The 16,544-nt window shown below is 57.8% G+C and carries 13 protein-coding genes; 7 read left to right on the plus strand and 6 right to left on the minus strand.

Annotated features, from left to right (window positions below; all coding sequences use genetic code 11):
* Positions 1-8: 8 nt before the first annotated feature.
* Together QMZ18_RS03755 and QMZ18_RS03765 are read right to left on the minus strand one after the other, a co-directional pair.
* Positions 9-2,078 (minus strand): TRAP transporter large permease subunit, encoded by a 2,070-nt coding sequence (locus tag QMZ18_RS03755; protein WP_322097124.1) that lies wholly within the window; start codon positions 2,076-2,078, stop codon positions 9-11.
* Between the two features lie 278 nt (positions 2,079-2,356).
* Positions 2,357-3,412 carry a TRAP transporter substrate-binding protein gene (locus QMZ18_RS03765; protein WP_282604886.1) on the minus strand — a complete coding sequence of 352 codons (1,056 nt, stop codon included), beginning with the start codon at positions 3,410-3,412 and terminating at the stop codon, positions 2,357-2,359.
* Between the two features lie 346 nt (positions 3,413-3,758).
* Between QMZ18_RS03765 and QMZ18_RS03770 the strand changes: the two genes are divergently transcribed.
* Positions 3,759-4,553, plus strand: coding sequence for a FadR/GntR family transcriptional regulator (locus QMZ18_RS03770; RefSeq protein WP_282604887.1), 795 nt, complete (start codon positions 3,759-3,761; stop codon positions 4,551-4,553).
* A 34-nt stretch (positions 4,554-4,587) separates the two neighbouring features.
* On the opposite strand, the gene recQ is transcribed toward QMZ18_RS03770, so the two are convergent.
* Positions 4,588-6,519, minus strand: coding sequence for a DNA helicase RecQ (gene recQ / locus QMZ18_RS03775; RefSeq protein ID WP_282604888.1), 1,932 nt, complete (start codon positions 6,517-6,519; stop codon positions 4,588-4,590).
* Between the two features lie 351 nt (positions 6,520-6,870).
* Between recQ and QMZ18_RS03780 the strand changes: the two genes are divergently transcribed.
* Both QMZ18_RS03780 and QMZ18_RS03785 read left to right on the plus strand, forming a co-directional pair.
* On the plus strand, positions 6,871-7,269 hold the full coding sequence (locus tag QMZ18_RS03780) for an Hpt domain-containing protein (protein ID WP_282604889.1): 399 nt from the start codon (positions 6,871-6,873) through the stop codon (positions 7,267-7,269).
* 251 nt (positions 7,270-7,520) lie between these two features.
* On the plus strand, positions 7,521-8,279 hold the full coding sequence (locus QMZ18_RS03785) for a glucose 1-dehydrogenase (RefSeq protein WP_282604890.1): 759 nt from the start codon (positions 7,521-7,523) through the stop codon (positions 8,277-8,279).
* Between the two features lie 86 nt (positions 8,280-8,365).
* Here the strand turns inward: QMZ18_RS03785 and QMZ18_RS03790 are convergent, their stop codons facing one another.
* From QMZ18_RS03790 to QMZ18_RS03800, 3 genes are all read right to left on the minus strand, one after another.
* Positions 8,366-9,082 carry a Bax inhibitor-1/YccA family protein gene (locus tag QMZ18_RS03790; RefSeq protein ID WP_282604891.1) on the minus strand — a complete coding sequence of 239 codons (717 nt, stop codon included), beginning with the start codon at positions 9,080-9,082 and terminating at the stop codon, positions 8,366-8,368.
* Positions 9,083-9,200: 118 nt separating this feature from the next.
* Positions 9,201-11,798, minus strand: a complete 2,598-nt coding sequence (locus tag QMZ18_RS03795) for an ABC transporter permease (protein WP_282604892.1) — start codon at positions 11,796-11,798, stop codon at positions 9,201-9,203.
* Entirely contained in the window at positions 11,795-12,619 is an 825-nt protein-coding gene (locus QMZ18_RS03800; protein ID WP_282604893.1) for an ABC transporter ATP-binding protein, read from the minus strand. The genes QMZ18_RS03795 and QMZ18_RS03800 overlap by 4 nt, the downstream gene beginning before the upstream one ends.
* Before the next feature lie 279 nt (positions 12,620-12,898).
* On the opposite strand from QMZ18_RS03800, the gene QMZ18_RS03805 reads away from it, so the two are divergent.
* From QMZ18_RS03805 to thpR, 4 genes are all read left to right on the plus strand, one after another.
* Positions 12,899-13,525, plus strand: a complete 627-nt coding sequence (locus QMZ18_RS03805) for an arylesterase (protein ID WP_282604894.1) — start codon at positions 12,899-12,901, stop codon at positions 13,523-13,525.
* Entirely contained in the window at positions 13,515-14,705 is a 1,191-nt protein-coding gene (locus QMZ18_RS03810; RefSeq protein ID WP_282604895.1) for an FIST N-terminal domain-containing protein, read from the plus strand. Before QMZ18_RS03805 ends, QMZ18_RS03810 begins: the two co-directional genes overlap by 11 nt.
* Positions 14,706-14,849: 144 nt before the next feature.
* Positions 14,850-15,890 carry an NADP(H)-dependent aldo-keto reductase gene (locus QMZ18_RS03815; protein ID WP_282604896.1) on the plus strand — a complete coding sequence of 347 codons (1,041 nt, stop codon included), beginning with the start codon at positions 14,850-14,852 and terminating at the stop codon, positions 15,888-15,890.
* 111 nt (positions 15,891-16,001) lie between these two features.
* Entirely contained in the window at positions 16,002-16,535 is a 534-nt protein-coding gene (thpR, locus tag QMZ18_RS03820) for an RNA 2',3'-cyclic phosphodiesterase (protein ID WP_282604897.1), read from the plus strand.
* The last annotated feature ends 9 nt before the right edge of the window (positions 16,536-16,544 follow it).

Consider the following 16,544-nt stretch of genomic DNA (forward strand, 5'->3'; position numbering starts at 1 on the left):
TTCCGGCCTCAGTTGAAAGCGACAGAGGGCAACCAGGTCGCTAGCTCCGGGAACCCGAAGACCAGCGCCAGACCGGTCAGCTGCAACAGAACGAAGGGCACGACCCCCTTGTAGATGTCGGTGAGTTTGACCTCTGGTGGACAGACGCCCTTCAGATAGAACAGCGCGAAGCCGACGGGCGGTGTCAGAAACGAGGTCTGCAGCGTGACTGCCACCAGGATCACGAACCATACCAGCGCGGGTTCGTCGATAGCGTCGAAGCCGGGAATGTCCAGACCGAGCGCGTTGACGATCGGCCGCATCAGCGGCAGGACGATCAGCGTGATCTCGATCCAGTCGAGCACGAAACCGAGCAGGAACACGATGAAGAGAATGAAGAGCACCGTGCCTTCCGGGCCGAAGCCGGTCGACTGAATCATGCTCTCGATCAGTTCGTCGCCGCCGAGCTCGCGCAGCACGTAGGAAAAGACCGTGGCGCCGATGAAGATGGCAAAGATATAGGCGGTGGTGTTGAAGGTGGAGATGCAAACGCTCGCCAGCTTCTTCAGGGTCAGCTTTCGGTAGGCGACCGCGAGCAGAGTGGCGCCGATCGCGCCCACGCCCGAGGCTTCGGTCGGTGTCGTGATGCCGGCGAAGATGGAGCCTAATACAGCGAGGATCAGGAGTACAGGCGGCAGCACCGCGACCATGACTTCCTTAAAGGCCTGCCAGTCGGGTGCTTTGGCGTCCGCGGGCACCGGTGCAGAGGAGGGGCTCACGAAACCGATCAACAGGATGTAGAGCAGGTAGAGTCCGCCGATCACCAGACCCGGGAAGAGCGCGGCCATGAAGAGGTCGCCGACCGACAGTGCCATTTGGTCCGCCATGATGACCAGCATGATGGAGGGCGGAATCAGAATGCCCAGTGTGCCCGAGGCTGCGATGGTCCCGGTGGCCAGCGGCTTGGAGTAACCTTGATTGACCATGGCCGGCAGGGACAGGACGCCGAGCAGCACGACCGACGCGCCGATGATGCCGGTCGAGGCAGCCAGGATGATGCCGATTGCGGTGACCGTGATGGCAAGCCCGCCACGCACGGTCCCGAAGAGCCGCTGCATGGAAGTCATCAGGCGTTCGGCGACGCCGCTTTCGTCCAGCATCAACCCCATGAAAATGAACATCGGCAGTGCGACCAGCACGGCGTTCGACATGGTGGCATAGACCCGATTGACCGTGGCACCCAGCGTCAGGTAGTCGAGGCCGGTGAGTGTTTCCTCCAGTCCTGTCCAGTTCATCAGGCCGTTGTCGAAGAGAAAGGCGACGCCGCAGTAGAGTACACCGACGCCCGCCAGGACCCAGGCCACCGGGAAGCCGGTGAAGAGTAACCCGATGAAGGTCATGAACATCGCGACGACCAGCTTTTCCTCAGTCGTCTCGACCAGTAGGCCCAGCATGAAGGCGGTAGCGGCGAAGCTCACGATGACGAAAAGGATCCGGCCCCAGCCGGCCCCAGTCTGCGGCCCCTTGGCCGTCAGCAGCGCATGGCCGGCATGGATCAGGCGGGCGGCCGCGGCGAGAGCCAGCAGCACGAAGCTGATCGGGATAACCGCCTTGAAGGCCCAGCGTCCGGGCAGTCCGGTCGGGCTGTCGGAGCGTTCGTTGACCCGGAAGGATTCGTAGAAGTAGTCGTAACCCTGATCGATCATCAGGTAGATGAAAGGCGCCAGCAGCAGGATGATACCCAGGATTTCGATGAGGCGCTTGACGTTGTCGCGCAGGCCCATGTGTAAAATGTCGACGCGCACGTGGCTGTCCTTCACCATGGCGTAGCTCAAGCCGACCATGGTGCCCAGGCCGTAGAAGTGCCACTGGATCTCGTCCAGCTTCGGATAGTTCTCGTTGAACAGATAGCGCAAGGAAACCTGGGCGATGATGGCGAGGATCAGAGCAACGTTGGCCCACATCACCACATGGCCGACCGTGGTTACAAAGCGGTCGAGCATGACCGCTATCGTCTGACGGTCTTGATCTTCATGCTCCAGGATCCGCTCGAAGACCTCGACCGGATCGGGCTGGTTCTGCTCGCTGTTGATGGTCATGTCAGGCGCCTCTTCCCTGGTGCGGCTTGCGTTGTCTCGAAATGGACTGCCTCAAGATTTGCGTTCGAAACCAGCAGCAGGCTGATCGAGAGGCAGTCCATTTCGAGCCGAGCGAAACGCAAACTGCTCCGTAAAACGCCCATTCAATCGCTCGGGGGCGTTTTCTTGCAGTGACAGCACCTTGTGGTGCGTTTCGTGATCCACCGTTGGTCGGTGGTTTTGCCGGCAGGTTTGCCGGGCAGGCGGTCCGAAGACCACCTGCTTGTTTCGGCGTGGTTTTAGCTGCGCGGTAGGAAGGCGTTCTTCTTCCAGAGTGCGTAGCCTTCGCGGAAGCCGTTCATGTCATCGAGCACCTTCTTGAAAAAGGCGTTGTTGGCGGCCTCTTCGGCGGCAACCTCGTTCCAGGTCTTGCGGTAGAGAGCGAGCATCTCGTCCGACCATTGCTTCATCTCGACGCCGTGCTTTTCGACATTCTCGATCAGGGCGGCGTGCTGGATAGCCTCGCCCTCGGCGAAGCTGTCGGCCATGGAGGCCTTGCAGGCGTTCTCCGTAATCGCCTTGTGCTGGTCGGACATCCCGTTCCAGACGTCTTTGTTCAGCAGCAGTTCGAACACCGTCGCCTGCTGATGCCAGCCGGGGAAGTAATTAAACTTTACCAGTTTGTGAAAGCCGAGCCGGGAGTCGATGGCGGGCATGGAAAATTCGGTCGCATCGATCGCGCCCTTTTCCAATGCCGGGAAGATCTCGCCGCCGGGAAGCAGCGAAGTGGCGACGCCCAGCTTCTGCATCACCTTGCCGCCGAGGCCGAAGAAACGCATCTTAAGGCCGTCCAGATCCTCCGCGGATGAGATCTCCTTGGCAAACCAGCCTGAGGTCTCGGGTGCGATGATGGCACAAGGCAGGACCTTCACGTTGAAGCCGGTCTGGTCATACATTTCCTGATAAAGCGTCAGGCCGTTCCCGTAGTACATCCAGGCCATGTATTCACCGGCTTCCGGTCCGAAAGGAACTGCGGAAAACAGCGGTGATGCTGGGATTTTGCCTGCCCAGTAGCCTGCTGTAGCATAACCGGAATTGATTTTCCCAGACGATACGGATTCGAGAATCTCGAAGGGCGGCACCAGTTTGTGCGGCTCGTAGACCTTCATCTTCAGACTGCCGCCGGACATCAGTTTGAGCTGTTCGGCCACGCGCGGAATCGGCGAACCGAGTCCGGGCAGCGAAGTCGAGAAGGCAATCGGGGTTTTGAGCAGCAGCTTGTCGGCGGAGTGTGCCGCGGGTGCGGCGGTGGTTACCGCGGCAGCGACCGCAAGGCTGATGAGAGCTTTTTTCACGTGTTCCTCCACAATGATTTGGGCTGGTCTCGGCCGGTGGCGATCGCAGCCGGGCAAAGCAATTTTTCTAAATCACTTGGTGTGGTAAATATAATTGACCAATTTAGAAGTCAATAAATTTCTTTACCAATTGAGAGGATGAATCCGGAGGAATCGATAGATTCTTGCGTAACTTCTGCAAAACCAAGTCGAAATCAGACTTGTTTTAGACGCAGGAACATAACTTGATAACAGTAGGTTAAGCTTATCTGCTCAGAACCTTCTGAATTGAGATGCTTGATGCGTGAGATTGGATAAAATAAATTACCTCTTATGATTCTAATCTTGAGAAGGCAGGCGTGATTCCATGCAGGATGCAGCGAAATATCTGTTCGAGCCCATTGATCACGGCTCGGTCGCGGATGCCGTGGTCGAACAGATCGAAACGCTGATCGTGGCGGGGGTTTTGAAGGAGGGGAGCAGGCTTCCTTCCGAGCGGGAGATGGCCGAGTTGTTCGACGTGTCCCGGCCCAAGCTGCGCGAGGCCTTAAAACGTCTGGAGGACCAGGATCTTCTGCAGGTCCGCCACGGTGAAGGTTCGGTGATCGCACCGCTGATCGGGAAGGCTCTTAGTCCGGCGCTGATGGATCTCTATGCCCGCCATCCCGTAGCCTTCTTCGACTATCTCGAATATCGCCGGGAACAGGAAAGCTTTGCTGCACGGCTGGCTGCGGAGCGTGCGACACCGGCCGACAAGGAAATACTCTCGCGCATCATGGCCGATATGGTTGCGGCGCATGAAGCCGACGACAGCAAGGCAGCTCAGCGGGCCGACATCAACCTGCACTCCGCCATCGTGGACGCCAGTCACAATTCGACGCTGATCCATATGATGGGATCGGTCTATGATCTGACAAAGCGCGGCGTGTTCTACAACAGGGATTTCCTGCGTGCCGTCGACAGTACCGGCGAAGCGCTCCTTTCCCAACACCTGGCGATCGGTGAGGCGATCCTCAAGGGCGATCCCCAGGCGGCCGACACCGCCGCGCGCGCGCACATCGATTTCGTCGAGCAGTCGTTCCGGGTCGGCCAGGAGAAAAGTAAGCGCGAGATAATCGCGAAAAAGCGCCGGATCCTGTCCGAGCCGAAAAGCAGTCGCTGAAGCAAGAGCCGGTTCCCGAAACTGAAAAACCCGTTCACGTCCTCGAGGTGATCACCTCGAGAAAGGCATCGCCGTAGCGTTCCAGCTTCGCCTGGCCCACGCCGGAAAGTCCTGCGAAGTCCGACAGGTTTGCCGGCTGCTGAAGGACCATGGCGACCAGTTGTTTGTCCTGGAAGATCACGTAGGGCGGCACGCCCTGCGCCTTGGCAAGCTCCATGCGCTTGGCACGCAATGCCTGGAATAACGCATCTTGTTCCGGATCGCCGAAATCGATCGGACCTTTGCTTTTGCCGCCTCGTCGGCCGCCGCCTGCGCCGCGCTTGCCTGTGGGGTCGCGGCGCAGTTCGATGCGCCGGTCGCCACGTAATACATCGCGGCAGTCGCTACCCAGGCGCAGCCCACCGTAGCCTTCCATGTCGACAACCAGCAGGCCGAGCGAGACAAGCTGTCGAATCACCGAGCGCCATTCGTCGCGCGATACATCCTTGCCGATGCCGTAGGTACTCAGGTCATCGTGGCGGAACTTGCGGATTCTTTCGGTATCGCCGCCGAGCAGGACGTCGATGATGTGCGCAGCCCCGAACATCTGTCCCGTGCGATAAACACAAGATAGTGCTTTTTGGGTAATTTCCGTGCCATCGAAGCTGCTGACCGGTTCCAGACAGGTATCGCAGTTTCCGCAAGCCGGGATGTCGCTTTCGCCAAAGTACTCCAGCAACACCTGGCGACGGCAGCGCGTGGTCTCACAAAAGCCAAGTAAGGCATCCAGCTTGCGGCTTTCGATGCGTTTTTGTGCTTCTGAAGCTTCGGAGGTTTCCGCCATTTGACGCAGTTTGGCGACATCCTGAAGGCCGTAGACCATCCAGGCTTCCGAGGGCAAACCGTCCCGTCCGGCGCGGCCGGTTTCCTGATAATAGGCCTCCAGGCTTTTCGGCAGATCCAAGTGGACCACGAAGCGGACATCAGGTTTGTCGATCCCCATTCCAAACGCGATGGTCGCCACCATGATGATGTCTTCTTCCTTGATGAAGCGGTCCTGGTTGGCGGCACGAACACTTGAATCCAAACCGGCGTGATAGGGGAGTGCGCGAAAGCCTTCGTCTGAGAGTTTAGCTGCGGTTTCGTTCACCTTGTTGCGCGAAAGACAATAGACAATACCTGCCTGGCCCTTGCGGTCCGCGAGAAAGCGCAGCAGTTGGTTGCGCGGGGCGGTCTTTGGCTGAACCGAATAGCGGATGTTCGGGCGATCGAAGCCGGCAACGAAGGCACGGCCCTGTCCCAGCTCCAAGCGTTCCAGGATGTCGCGTCGGGTTGGCCCGTCTGCCGTTGCCGTTAATGCAATCCGTGGAACCCAGGGATAGCGATTGTGAAGGACAGTCAGCTGTAAGTATTCGGGCCGGAAATCATGTCCCCATTGCGAGACGCAGTGGGCTTCGTCGATAGCGAACAGCGCGATGTCACAGTCATCAAGCAGTTCGAGAAAACTGTCCGTCAGCAGGCGCTCGGGCGCGACATATACCAGATCAAGCTCGCCTGTGCGCAACTGGCGTTCGATCGCCACGGAATCGCGGAACGAAAGAGAGGAGTTCAACGCTGCGGCTTTAACCCCAAGCTGTTTGAGGCTTTCGACCTGATCCTGCATCAGTGCGATCAGCGGCGATACCACGATCGCAACACCTGGCCGCACGATTGCCGGGATCTGGTAGCATAGAGACTTGCCGCCACCGGTCGGCATCAGAACGAGAGCGTCACCGCCTTCGACGACATGCCGGATGATTTCTGCCTGTTCGCCTCGGTAACTCTCGAAACCAAAAATGGTTTTAAGAATTTCACGATCCTGGCTATTCGCTGACTGATCCGTGGGCGCCAGATCAACCGGCAGGTTTCCAAGGAGGTCGAGTGCATTGGGATCTACGGCCGCGCTGCGGGGTTTTGGTTCGATCGTAGGGGCGTCGGGGTGATCCATTAGACCTGATGTTAACTCGAACTGAAAGAAACGGAGACGGTGCGGTGCCTGACTGACGGGAAAGGCCGAGGTGGCGTCAGATTAATCCGGCTAACCGACCTCAATCAACCGAACCTTTTGCTTTCTCACCCTTGCTGGAGCCTGTTCTCTGGCGACAACCGGGCCCGGAACGGCTGTGCGCAGCAGGGTTGTTCGATACAGGTCGACTCATCTCGATATATATTTGTTAACAATCTTATGATAAATATTGCTATTGCAGTATTGGACTTTGAACCAGACCACTCATAAGAAAATATCCCACCGAATTTTTTGAGCCTTCCCAGCGCGGCGGGATTAAACGGACAACTGCAGATGACGGGCATCGACGTTAACGCCATTCCTACGACCGAAGAATTGCAGGCGATGTTCATCGAGGGCGCGCTTGAGGGTATTGCGGTCTTGGAGCGGAAATATGCTGCTGCCTGTGCAGGGGACCTGGCGTGGCCTGAGGTCATCCTAGAAATGCGCGGTATCGCGCACGACATCAAAGGCCAAGGCGGCAGTTTCGGATATCCTCTCATAACCGAAGTCGGGGACTCCCTCTCAACCCTCCTCAAGCATGAACGCATGCAGAGCGAGGCTGGATTGAAACTGCTTGCCGCCCACATCACGGCGCTTGCGACTATTCTGGACAAAGCCATCCAGGGTGACGGCGGCAATCTTGGCGGCAGCTACACGCAACGCCTCAGCGCCCTGGTTGGCGAACTCTAAGCTCCCAACCCCAAACATCCGAATTCTCCCGAAATAGTTTCACTGGTTCAATACATCAGGCAGGCCTTATGTCTGCACGTTGAGCAGGATTTACCGCTTGGCTGCATTGGCTATTCGGGCAAAAGCCGGTACCGTCGGTGCAAAGAGGCTTCGCTTGCCGTAAAGCCTGAACGTTGATCGTTGAATTAATCACGAATGATGACGCTTTAGAGGTGGCCTGGCCGTTGATCCGACGTAGGGAAGGAATATTGATGCGTCTTGAGAATAAGGTCGCGATTGTCACGGGTGGCGGATCCGGTTTCGGCCAGGGAATTTCGGAACTCTTCGCCGCAGAAGGCGCGGCCGTGGTGGTTGCGGATATCAATGGCCCGGCGGCGGTGGCCGTTGCCGAAGCAATTGGCGAAGCTGGTGGTCGAGCGGTCGGCGTTCAGGCCGACGTCACCAAGCGCAGCGATGTCGCAGCCATGGTGGCTGCGGCGTCCGAAAATTTCGGCCGTCTCGATATTTTAGTGAACAACGCCGGTGCCGCACATCGCAATAAGTCGATGCTGGAGGTCAGCGAGGAAGAATTCGATCTGATCTACAATGTGAATGTAAAGGCGATCTATCTGGCTGCGCTGGAGGCGGTACCCCTGTTCCGCAAGCAAGGCGGCGGCTGCATCATCAACACCAGCTCGACAGCGGCGCTTCGCCCGCGCCCAGGTTTGACGGTCTACAATGGCTCGAAGGGGGCGGCCAACATCATGACCAAATCCATGGCTGTTGAACTGGCGCCAGAGAAGATCAGGGTTAACGCAATCTGTCCGGTGATCGGCGAAACCGGTCTGCTGGAGACTTTTATGGGTGTGCCAGATACGCCCGAGAACCGGAAAAAGTTCGAAGCCACTATTCCGCTTGGCCGCTTTTCTACCCCGGCCGATATCGCCCAGGCAGCGTTGTATTTCGCCGCCGACGAGGCGAGCTTCATCACCGGCGTTTGCATGGAGGTCGACGGCGGGCGCTGCATCTGATTTGGATAGCCGCCGCCGAAACGAAAAAATGGCCCGGAGAGACCCGGGCCATTTTTTTGCGGGATCTAAGAAGAACCGCTGTTTGCTTATTCGCGGTTGCCAAAGAGATGCAGCAGGAACAGGAACATATTCAGGAAATCAAGATAGAGCCGCAGAGCGCCCATGATCGACTTCTTTTCCGAGATCTCGCCGCTGTCGGATTCGAGGTACATGTTCTTGATCTGCTGGGTGTCGTAGGCGGTGAGGCCTGCGAAGATCAAAACGCCCGCGACCGAAATCACGAACTGGATCATGGCGGAACCCAGGAAAATGTTCACGACCATCGCGATGATGATGCCGATCAAACCCATCATCAGGAACGAACCCATGCCCGACAGACTTTTCTTCGTGGTGTAGCCGTATAGGCTCAAACCTGCGAAAGCACTCGCTGTGATAAAGAACACCCGCGTGACTGATGCACCGGTGTAGGCCAGGAAGATGTAGGACAGCGACAGCCCCATCAAGCCGGAGTAGACCCAGAAGAGAGTCTGAGCCGTCATGGCTTTCATGGCATGAATACGAGCTGAAAGGAAGAACACCAGGCCGAGGGGCGCTAGCATCACAACCCATTTAAGCGGCGTTGTGTGAATTGCCTGCATCAAGGGCAGGCTCTGCGAAGCCCCGTAGGCCACGACGCCGGTCACCAGCATCGCAACAGCCATGTAGTTATACACGTGGAGCATGTAGCTCCGCAGGCCGACGTCAATCTGGGACGCTTCTGCCTGACTTGAACTCATATAGCGGCGGTCTGGGCCGTTAACCATAGCTGTATTCCTCAATGATCCTCTGTGAATCTGAGCCTAATATTGGAGGTTCTGAGACATGAATCAACATATTTCCGCATAAACTGTGCGACAATTTATATCGTCGCGGGTTAATCGCCTATTCGTTGCGTAAAAGCGGTGCTGCTTTCTGCCCCAAAGCCCGCCAGGTGCCGGCGAAGCCGAACAGTAGGGTTATGGCTGTGGCAATGATTGCGGTCGAAACAACGGCCCAGGGCTGAAAGATGAAATCAAGGCGCATGATCTCGGTGATGACCAGGAAGGCTGCCAAGCTGCCCAGAACGGCAGCAATTGCGGCAGTCAGGCAGCCTAAAAGGCCATATTCCAGGAGAAAGGCCCGCCCGATTGTCGCGCGCGTCGCACCCAGCACCTTCAGGATCACTGCATCGTAGACACGCCTGTGATGTCCGGCGGCCACGGCACCGGCGAGGACCAGGACTCCCGCGAAAAGCGCGATGGAGGCGGTTGCCCGCACGGACGTCGCGACCTGTTCCAGCAGTTCGGACACCGCGTTCAGGGCTTCTTTCACCCGGATCGAGGATATATTGACGAAGCGGTCGGTCACCGCACGCTCAATCCGGTCTTCAACCTCTGGTTCTGCACGCACAGTCGCGATTTGGGTTTGCGGCGCGGAGGAAAGCAGGCCCGGCGAGAACACCATCACGAAGTTAATCGATAGCTGCGACCAGTTGATAGCACGCAGATTGGCGATCTCGACCTCAACGTCCCGACCCAGGATATTGATAGTGAGGCGGTCACCGATACCCAGGTTCAGACCCTTGGCAACCTGCTCGTCTAGAGAGACCAGTGGTTTGCCGTCATAATCCGCCGGCCACCAGGTGCCTGTCGTCAGGTTGGTGTTGGGGGGCGGTTGCCGAGACCAGGTCAGGCCACGGTCGCCCCGAAATATCCATTTGATCTCCGAGGGCACAGTCAACTGGTCGGGCGTTACCCCGTTTACCGCTGAGATGCGGCCCCGCAGCATCGGGACCCGTTGAAGGTCCGAGGTGCCTGGAATGCTTTTGACCAACGCGTCGAACGCATCGATCTGATCCGGCTGAATATCGATGAAGTAGAAGCCGGGTGCTTCCTCCGGCAAATTCTGTTCGACCTGTTGTGTCAGATTGCCCTCGATCTGCGCAATGGTGACCAGGACGGTCAGTCCGAGGCCCAGGGAGAGTACCACGCTCGGGGTAGGTGCGCCCGGTCGGTACAGATTGGCGACGGCCAGCCGGAGGCTCGGGATCTTAAACCGAGGCGCCTTTCGGGCCAGCGCCATGATTCCGAGGGCAGTCACGTAGAAGACCGAAAAGGCGATCAGGGCGCCGATTACGAAGTAGATGGCGATCTTCTGGTTCACGGCGGTGAGGATCACCAAAGCTGCAAGCAGTATACCGGCGGTCAGAACGCTCAAGGTCGTCTTAAGTCCCAGATGGCCTTTGGCCGGTGTGATGACGCTGCGGAACAGACTGGCGGGCGCCACATCCCGGGCGCGGCCGAGCGCCCACAGGGAGAAGGTCAGGGCCGTGAGCAGCCCGAAGACCGCGGCGGTGATCAGCGGAATGGGGTAGAGGCCGACCACTGCATTCCACCCGAGGGAATCACCTATCAGGGTCGCAACGATCATGGGGGCGATTGCACCGATCGTCAGGCCAATAACGGTGCCCAGCGCGGCGAGCAGCAGAATCTGGATCAAATAGACCTTGAAGATCAATTTGCCGGGGGCGCCCAAGCACTTCAGGGTCGCGATTGTCGCGGTCCGGCTTTCCAGGTAGCTGCGCGTCGCATTGCCGACGCCCACGCCACCGACCAGCAGCGCCGTCAGCCCGACAAGTGTCAGGAACAGTGTCAGCCGGTCGATGAACTGACTTACCCTGGGAGCCGCAGCCGTCGCGTCGCGGATCCGCCAGCCTGCGTGGGGAAAGGTCTCCTTCAGCGCGTTCTGGAAATCAAGCACGTTCAGCTCGGCGGGCAGCGCAATCCGATAGTCGTAGCGGGTCATGCTGCCGGGTTGGATCAAACCGGTCGAATCCAGACTGTCTGCAGCGATCATGAAAGTGGGGCCGAGGGTAAAGGCGCGCGTCGTGTGATCCGGTTCCTTCAACAGAGTGGCCCGAATGACAAAGGTGGCGTCGCCCACCGTCACCCGATCGCCGATCTCAAGTTGCAGCCGGCGCAGAGCGCGTGGATCAATTGCGGCACCCCAAGCGCCGTCAGTAAAGCTCAAGGCGTCTTCTAGGGAGATCTTTTCCAGTGAATCCAGGCTGTTATCCGTGGAAGTCGTGCCGCCGAGTTCGACTTCGCCATAGAGCGGATAGAGATTATCGACGGCACGCAGCTCAATCAGTACACGTTTGGACTCGGTGCTTTGTCCACGCGCCATGGCACGCATTTCGACGACTCTGGATACGGTCGCGCGTTCGGAAAGCCAGGCCTGCTGGTTTTCATCCGCCTCGCGGTGGATCAGGTTCAGCGCCATATCGCCGCCAAGCAGAGCCCGGCCATCGTTGCGCAATCCTTCGACCATGGACTGGGAAACCGATCCAACCCCGGCGATCGCCGCCACCCCCAATATCAGGCAGGCAAGAAAGATTCGAAACCCCTGCAGGCCTGCCCTCAGTTCACGACGGGCGAAGCCAAAAGCCACCTTGGTAGAACCGCTCACCCGGTCGCTTGCGCGGTCATCCTGAGAGGTCACGCGCCTGCGCTCCCGTTGACGCCGTGCGTTGGACTGTCATCGACAATCAGGCCATCCAGCAATTTGACCGTCCGGCTGCAGCGGGCGGCCAGCTGCGGGTCATGGGTGATCAGGACCAGCGTGGTGCCGTGTCCTTTCTGAAGATCGAACAGCAGTTCGATCACCGCTTCGCCGGTCGCCCCGTCGAGGTTCCCTGTTGGTTCGTCCGCCAGCAACAGGTCCGGTTCGGGCGCAAAGGCGCGGGCAAGGGCGGTGCGCTGTTGCTCCCCGCCCGAAAGTTGTCCCGGGTAGTGGCTGAGACGGTGGCCGAGACCGACCGATTCCAGGCAAGCCGCCGAGCGTTCGAATGCATCGGCGCGGCCCGCGAGTTCCAGTGGGATGGCAACGTTTTCCAGTGCGGTCATGGTTGGGACCAGATGGAAATCCTGAAAGACGATTCCCACTGAGTCTCTGCGGAAGCGGGCCAGACCGTCTTCATCAAGGGCCGTGAAATCCGTACCGCCGATGGCAACGCGCCCGCTGCTGGCTCGCTCCAGCCCTGCCATGATCATCATCATCGAGGATTTCCCCGACCCGGAAGGTCCGACCACGCTGACAGTTTCGCCGCGTTCAATATTAAGCGACAGGCCGCGCAGGATATGGACTGGTCCTGCGCTTGACGGCAGGGTCAGTTCAATCGATTCGAGGTCGATGATCGAACCGCGTGGTGCGGTTTGATTGACGGTCTCTGTGCGTTCCAGCGATGTGTGCAAGCCTGGAGCCTCCGGCGAATTCAAATGGGTATCAGAGCGGGATTGAAGCATCTTGTCAGCGTCGGGCAAGGTTCAAGATTCCTGATAAAAGCCGCAGGTTATTGCAAAATAAGCCCTTCCGATATGGTCTGAAACCGCTTGATTTCAACGCTTCGTCCGGGATCTATCGGCGTTGGCGAGTTGATCGTCTCCTGCGCTCGCCCTATATTTTTCCCGAATTGCACAGAAGTCTCAGCCGTGATTGCCATACCTAGTTCCTGTTTTGCTTCAATAACGATAACTCAAGTCTTCCGGCAACTGGTCGATTTTCGCCGCCGGCTCCCTTTCTTGCTGGCCGCAGGGATCGCTTTGATAAGCAGTATCGCAGCTGCGCCGACGATGGCGTCTGCGGAAGGGCCGCTTCGGCTTATGGCTTTTGGCGACAGCCTGACCCACGGTTATGGTCTGGTCGACGGGGAGACCTTTCCTGAGCAGCTGGAACTCGCCCTGCAAGCGCGGAATCAACAGGTTACAGTCATTAACAGCGGAAATTCCGGCGACACCACGGCGTCTGGACGGGCGCGTTTGGATTGGGCGTTGGCTGACAAACCCGATGCCGTCATCGTCGAGCTGGGGGCAAACGACGGCTTGAGAGGATTGGATCCCGCGCAGACCTTTGAGAATCTTGATGCCATCCTGAGCAAGCTTACAGAGGCGTCGATTCCGGTGTTACTTGCCGGGATGTTGGCGCCACGCAATCTCGGACAGGACTATGCCGCGGAATTCGACTCGGTTTATCCGCGCCTGGCGGAAAAGCATGGCGTCGCGCTCTATGGGTTTTTTCTGGATGGTGTCGCGCTCAACGCGGATTTGAATCAGCGTGATGGGATTCATCCCAATAAGGCGGGGGTTGCCGTGATCGTTTCGAAGATTCTGCCTCAGGTAGAGGAACTGCTTGCACAGGCCCGTGAAAGGGAGGTCCATCGTGGGGAGTGATGACCTGAGCCAGAACACCACGCGTACAGAAACCGATTCACTGGCGTCCGGCAACTTTAAATCGGCATGGGCCAGAGGTCCGGACTGGGCCACAGCGGTCAAGGCCTGTGCAGATCAGCTAAAGGAACTACCGGAAGGTGCCAACCTTGGATTCCTCTACCTGACCGATGCGTTCACTAAGGACGCATCCAGCCTGCTGACATTCCTGCGCGAAAAGACAGGAATTCAGAATTGGGTTGGAACGGTCGGCCTCGGAGTGCTGAGCAATGGTATAGAGATCCATGACCGCGGCGCGATATCCGTAATGGTTATGGCACTGCCTGCCGACAGTTTTCGGATCTTTTCTTCGATTGTCGATGAAACACCAGACAAAGGGCTGGCGGAACTGCTTGCCGTTCAACAGCAATGGCTTGGTGATCAACGGCCAGGAATAGCGCTCGTACACGGCGACCCGCGAAACGTCAGACTGACTGAGATTATCGAGGCCCTGGCCGATGCAACGGCGCCGTTTCTAGTCGGCGGCCTTGCGGCAAGCCGGATCGGCGAGTTTCCCCAAATTGCCGATAAGGTGTTGGACGGTGGCGTGTCAGGGGTTCTGCTTCGGCCTGAAGTGGAAGTTGTGACAGGCCTGACCCAAGGCTGTTCTCCTATCGGCCCCTTGCGTGAAATCACCCAGGCTGAAGGCAATGTTATTCGAGAGATCGACGGCCGTCCTGCTTTCGAAGTCTTCGAGGAAGATATCGGCGAACTGCTGGCACGGGATCTACGCCGCATTGCGGGCTATATCTTTGCTGCATTTCCGATGAGCAACAGTGATACCAGCGACTATCTGGTACGCAACCTCATGTCACTCGACGCTGAAAGCGGGCAGGTGACCGTGGGGGAAGCCGTAGAGCCCGGTCGCAAGCTGCTTTTCTGCAGACGTGATCATGCGGCCGCCGAACAGGATATGCGCAGGATGTTGAAGGACATAAAAGCGCGCGGCGGTGCGGAAGCGCAGGCTGGCCTTTACTACAGCTGCGTTGGCCGCGGGCAGAATCTCTTCGGATCGGAGTCCGAAGAGATGAAAATGATTCAGGAAGAACTCGGCGACATCCCCATCGCGGGCTTTTTCGCCAATGGTGAGATATCGCGAGATCGGGTATATGGTTATACCGGTGTATTGACGTTGTTTCGCTGAGCACTCTCGGGTCAAAAACTAGGGCGCGATCGTTATTGACTACTTCAGTTAAGAGCGTGAATTGTCCTCTAACTAAATGATAATGAGGCTAAATTACGATTTTTACTAATTCAGTGAAAATCGATCAGACTCTAAGGAAGTTGAATGGATTATCGCCGCCTTGGGCGCAGCGGCATTGATGTCAGTGCCATCTGCCTGGGAACCATGACCTGGGGATCTCAGAACAGTCAGGATGAGGCTTTCGCGCAGATGGATTATGCCGTCGGTGAAGGTGTGAACTTTTTCGATACGGCTGAGATGTATCCCGCGCCACCTCGTGCGGAAACCTATACGCGGACTGAGGAGATCATCGGAAACTGGTTGGCCACTCGTGGCAGCCGAGACAAGATAGTTCTCGCGACCAAGGTCGTTGGACCCGGGACCCGTTTCCCCTACATCCGCGATGGCATGCCGCGTCTGACACGAAATCATATTGTGGAAGCCCTGGACGCCAGCCTGCAGCGTTTGGGCTGCGACTTTATCGATCTCTATCAGCTTCATTGGCCGGAACGCGCAACCAACTTTTTCGGCAAACTCGGTTTTACCTACGATGACGAAGAAGATGCGATCCCGATCGAGGAGACACTTGAAGTCCTGGACGAATTGGTGCGCGCCGGAAAGATCCGGGAAATAGGCCTGTCGAACGAGACCCCATGGGGCACGATGTCGTTTTTGCGGCTGGCGGAATTGGGACGCGGCCCCCGCGTCGCGTCGATTCAAAACCCCTATAGCCTGCTCAACCGCAGTTTCGAAGCCGGGCTCGCAGAAGTGGCCATTCGCGAAGACTGTGGTCTGTTGGCCTATGCACCGCTTGGCGCTGGTACGCTGACCGGCAAATACCTCGACGGTCAGAGCCCGAAGGGCGCACGCTTTACTCTTTTCCCCGAAAACAGGCGATATCGCGGCAAGCGCGCCGATGCTGCGGTCCGCGCCTATGTGGATCTTGCGCGTGCGCACGATTTGGAGCCGGCGCAGATGGCACTGGCCTACGTCCTGTCTCGTCAATTCGTGACGGCTGCCATCATGGGTTCGACGTCGTTGGCGCAGATGAAACTGGATATCGCGGCGAGCCGGGTTACCTTGTCCGAAGAGGTTCTGGACGCGATCGAAGAGGTACACAAGATTTACACCTACCCCTGTCCGTGACAGGGAGGTTTTAAGGCAGAAAGAACGGAGCGAATTGTCTGGGGAGGGAAACCGGAAAAACTGTTCGGACAGATCATTTGGGTAAGTAAGTTATTTTAGGGGCGTCACGATATGCGACTGTTTGTTGCATTGGCATTACCGAACGACTTGGTAGAACGGCTTGAGCGAATGTGCTCGGGGCTGCCGGGTGCAGTTTGGGTTCGTCCCGAGAACTTTCATGTCACCATGCGCTTTCTCGGCGATGTAGATGCTGTTCAGGCAAGGGATATTGATGCTGCATTGTCAGCAATTTCCGCACCGTGCTTCGAATTGTCGCTGACCGGCCTGGGCCAGTTCGGCGATGGCCGTAAAACCCGCGCAGTCTGGGTCGGTGTTCAGGCATCGCCAGAACTTTCCGCTTTGCAAAGCCGGATCGAACGCGCGGTTCAGACCTCGGGTCTTGCCGCGGAATCGCGGAAGTTCCATCCGCATGTCACGCTTGCTCGGTTTTCTGCGAGCCCTGGCAGCAAATTACGGACCTTCTTTGCCCAGCATGCCCTGTTTCGGACAATGCCTTTCCAAGTCACACAATTCGATCTCTATTCCAGCGAATTGGGCAAGGGCGGGCCGGTCTACAGACGCGAGGCCAATTATCCGCTCACGTGAGCGGATTGC

The sequence above is a fragment of the Pelagibius sp. Alg239-R121 genome (genome assembly GCF_947331435.1).
Classification (GTDB): domain Bacteria; phylum Pseudomonadota; class Alphaproteobacteria; order Kiloniellales; family Kiloniellaceae; genus Denitrobaculum.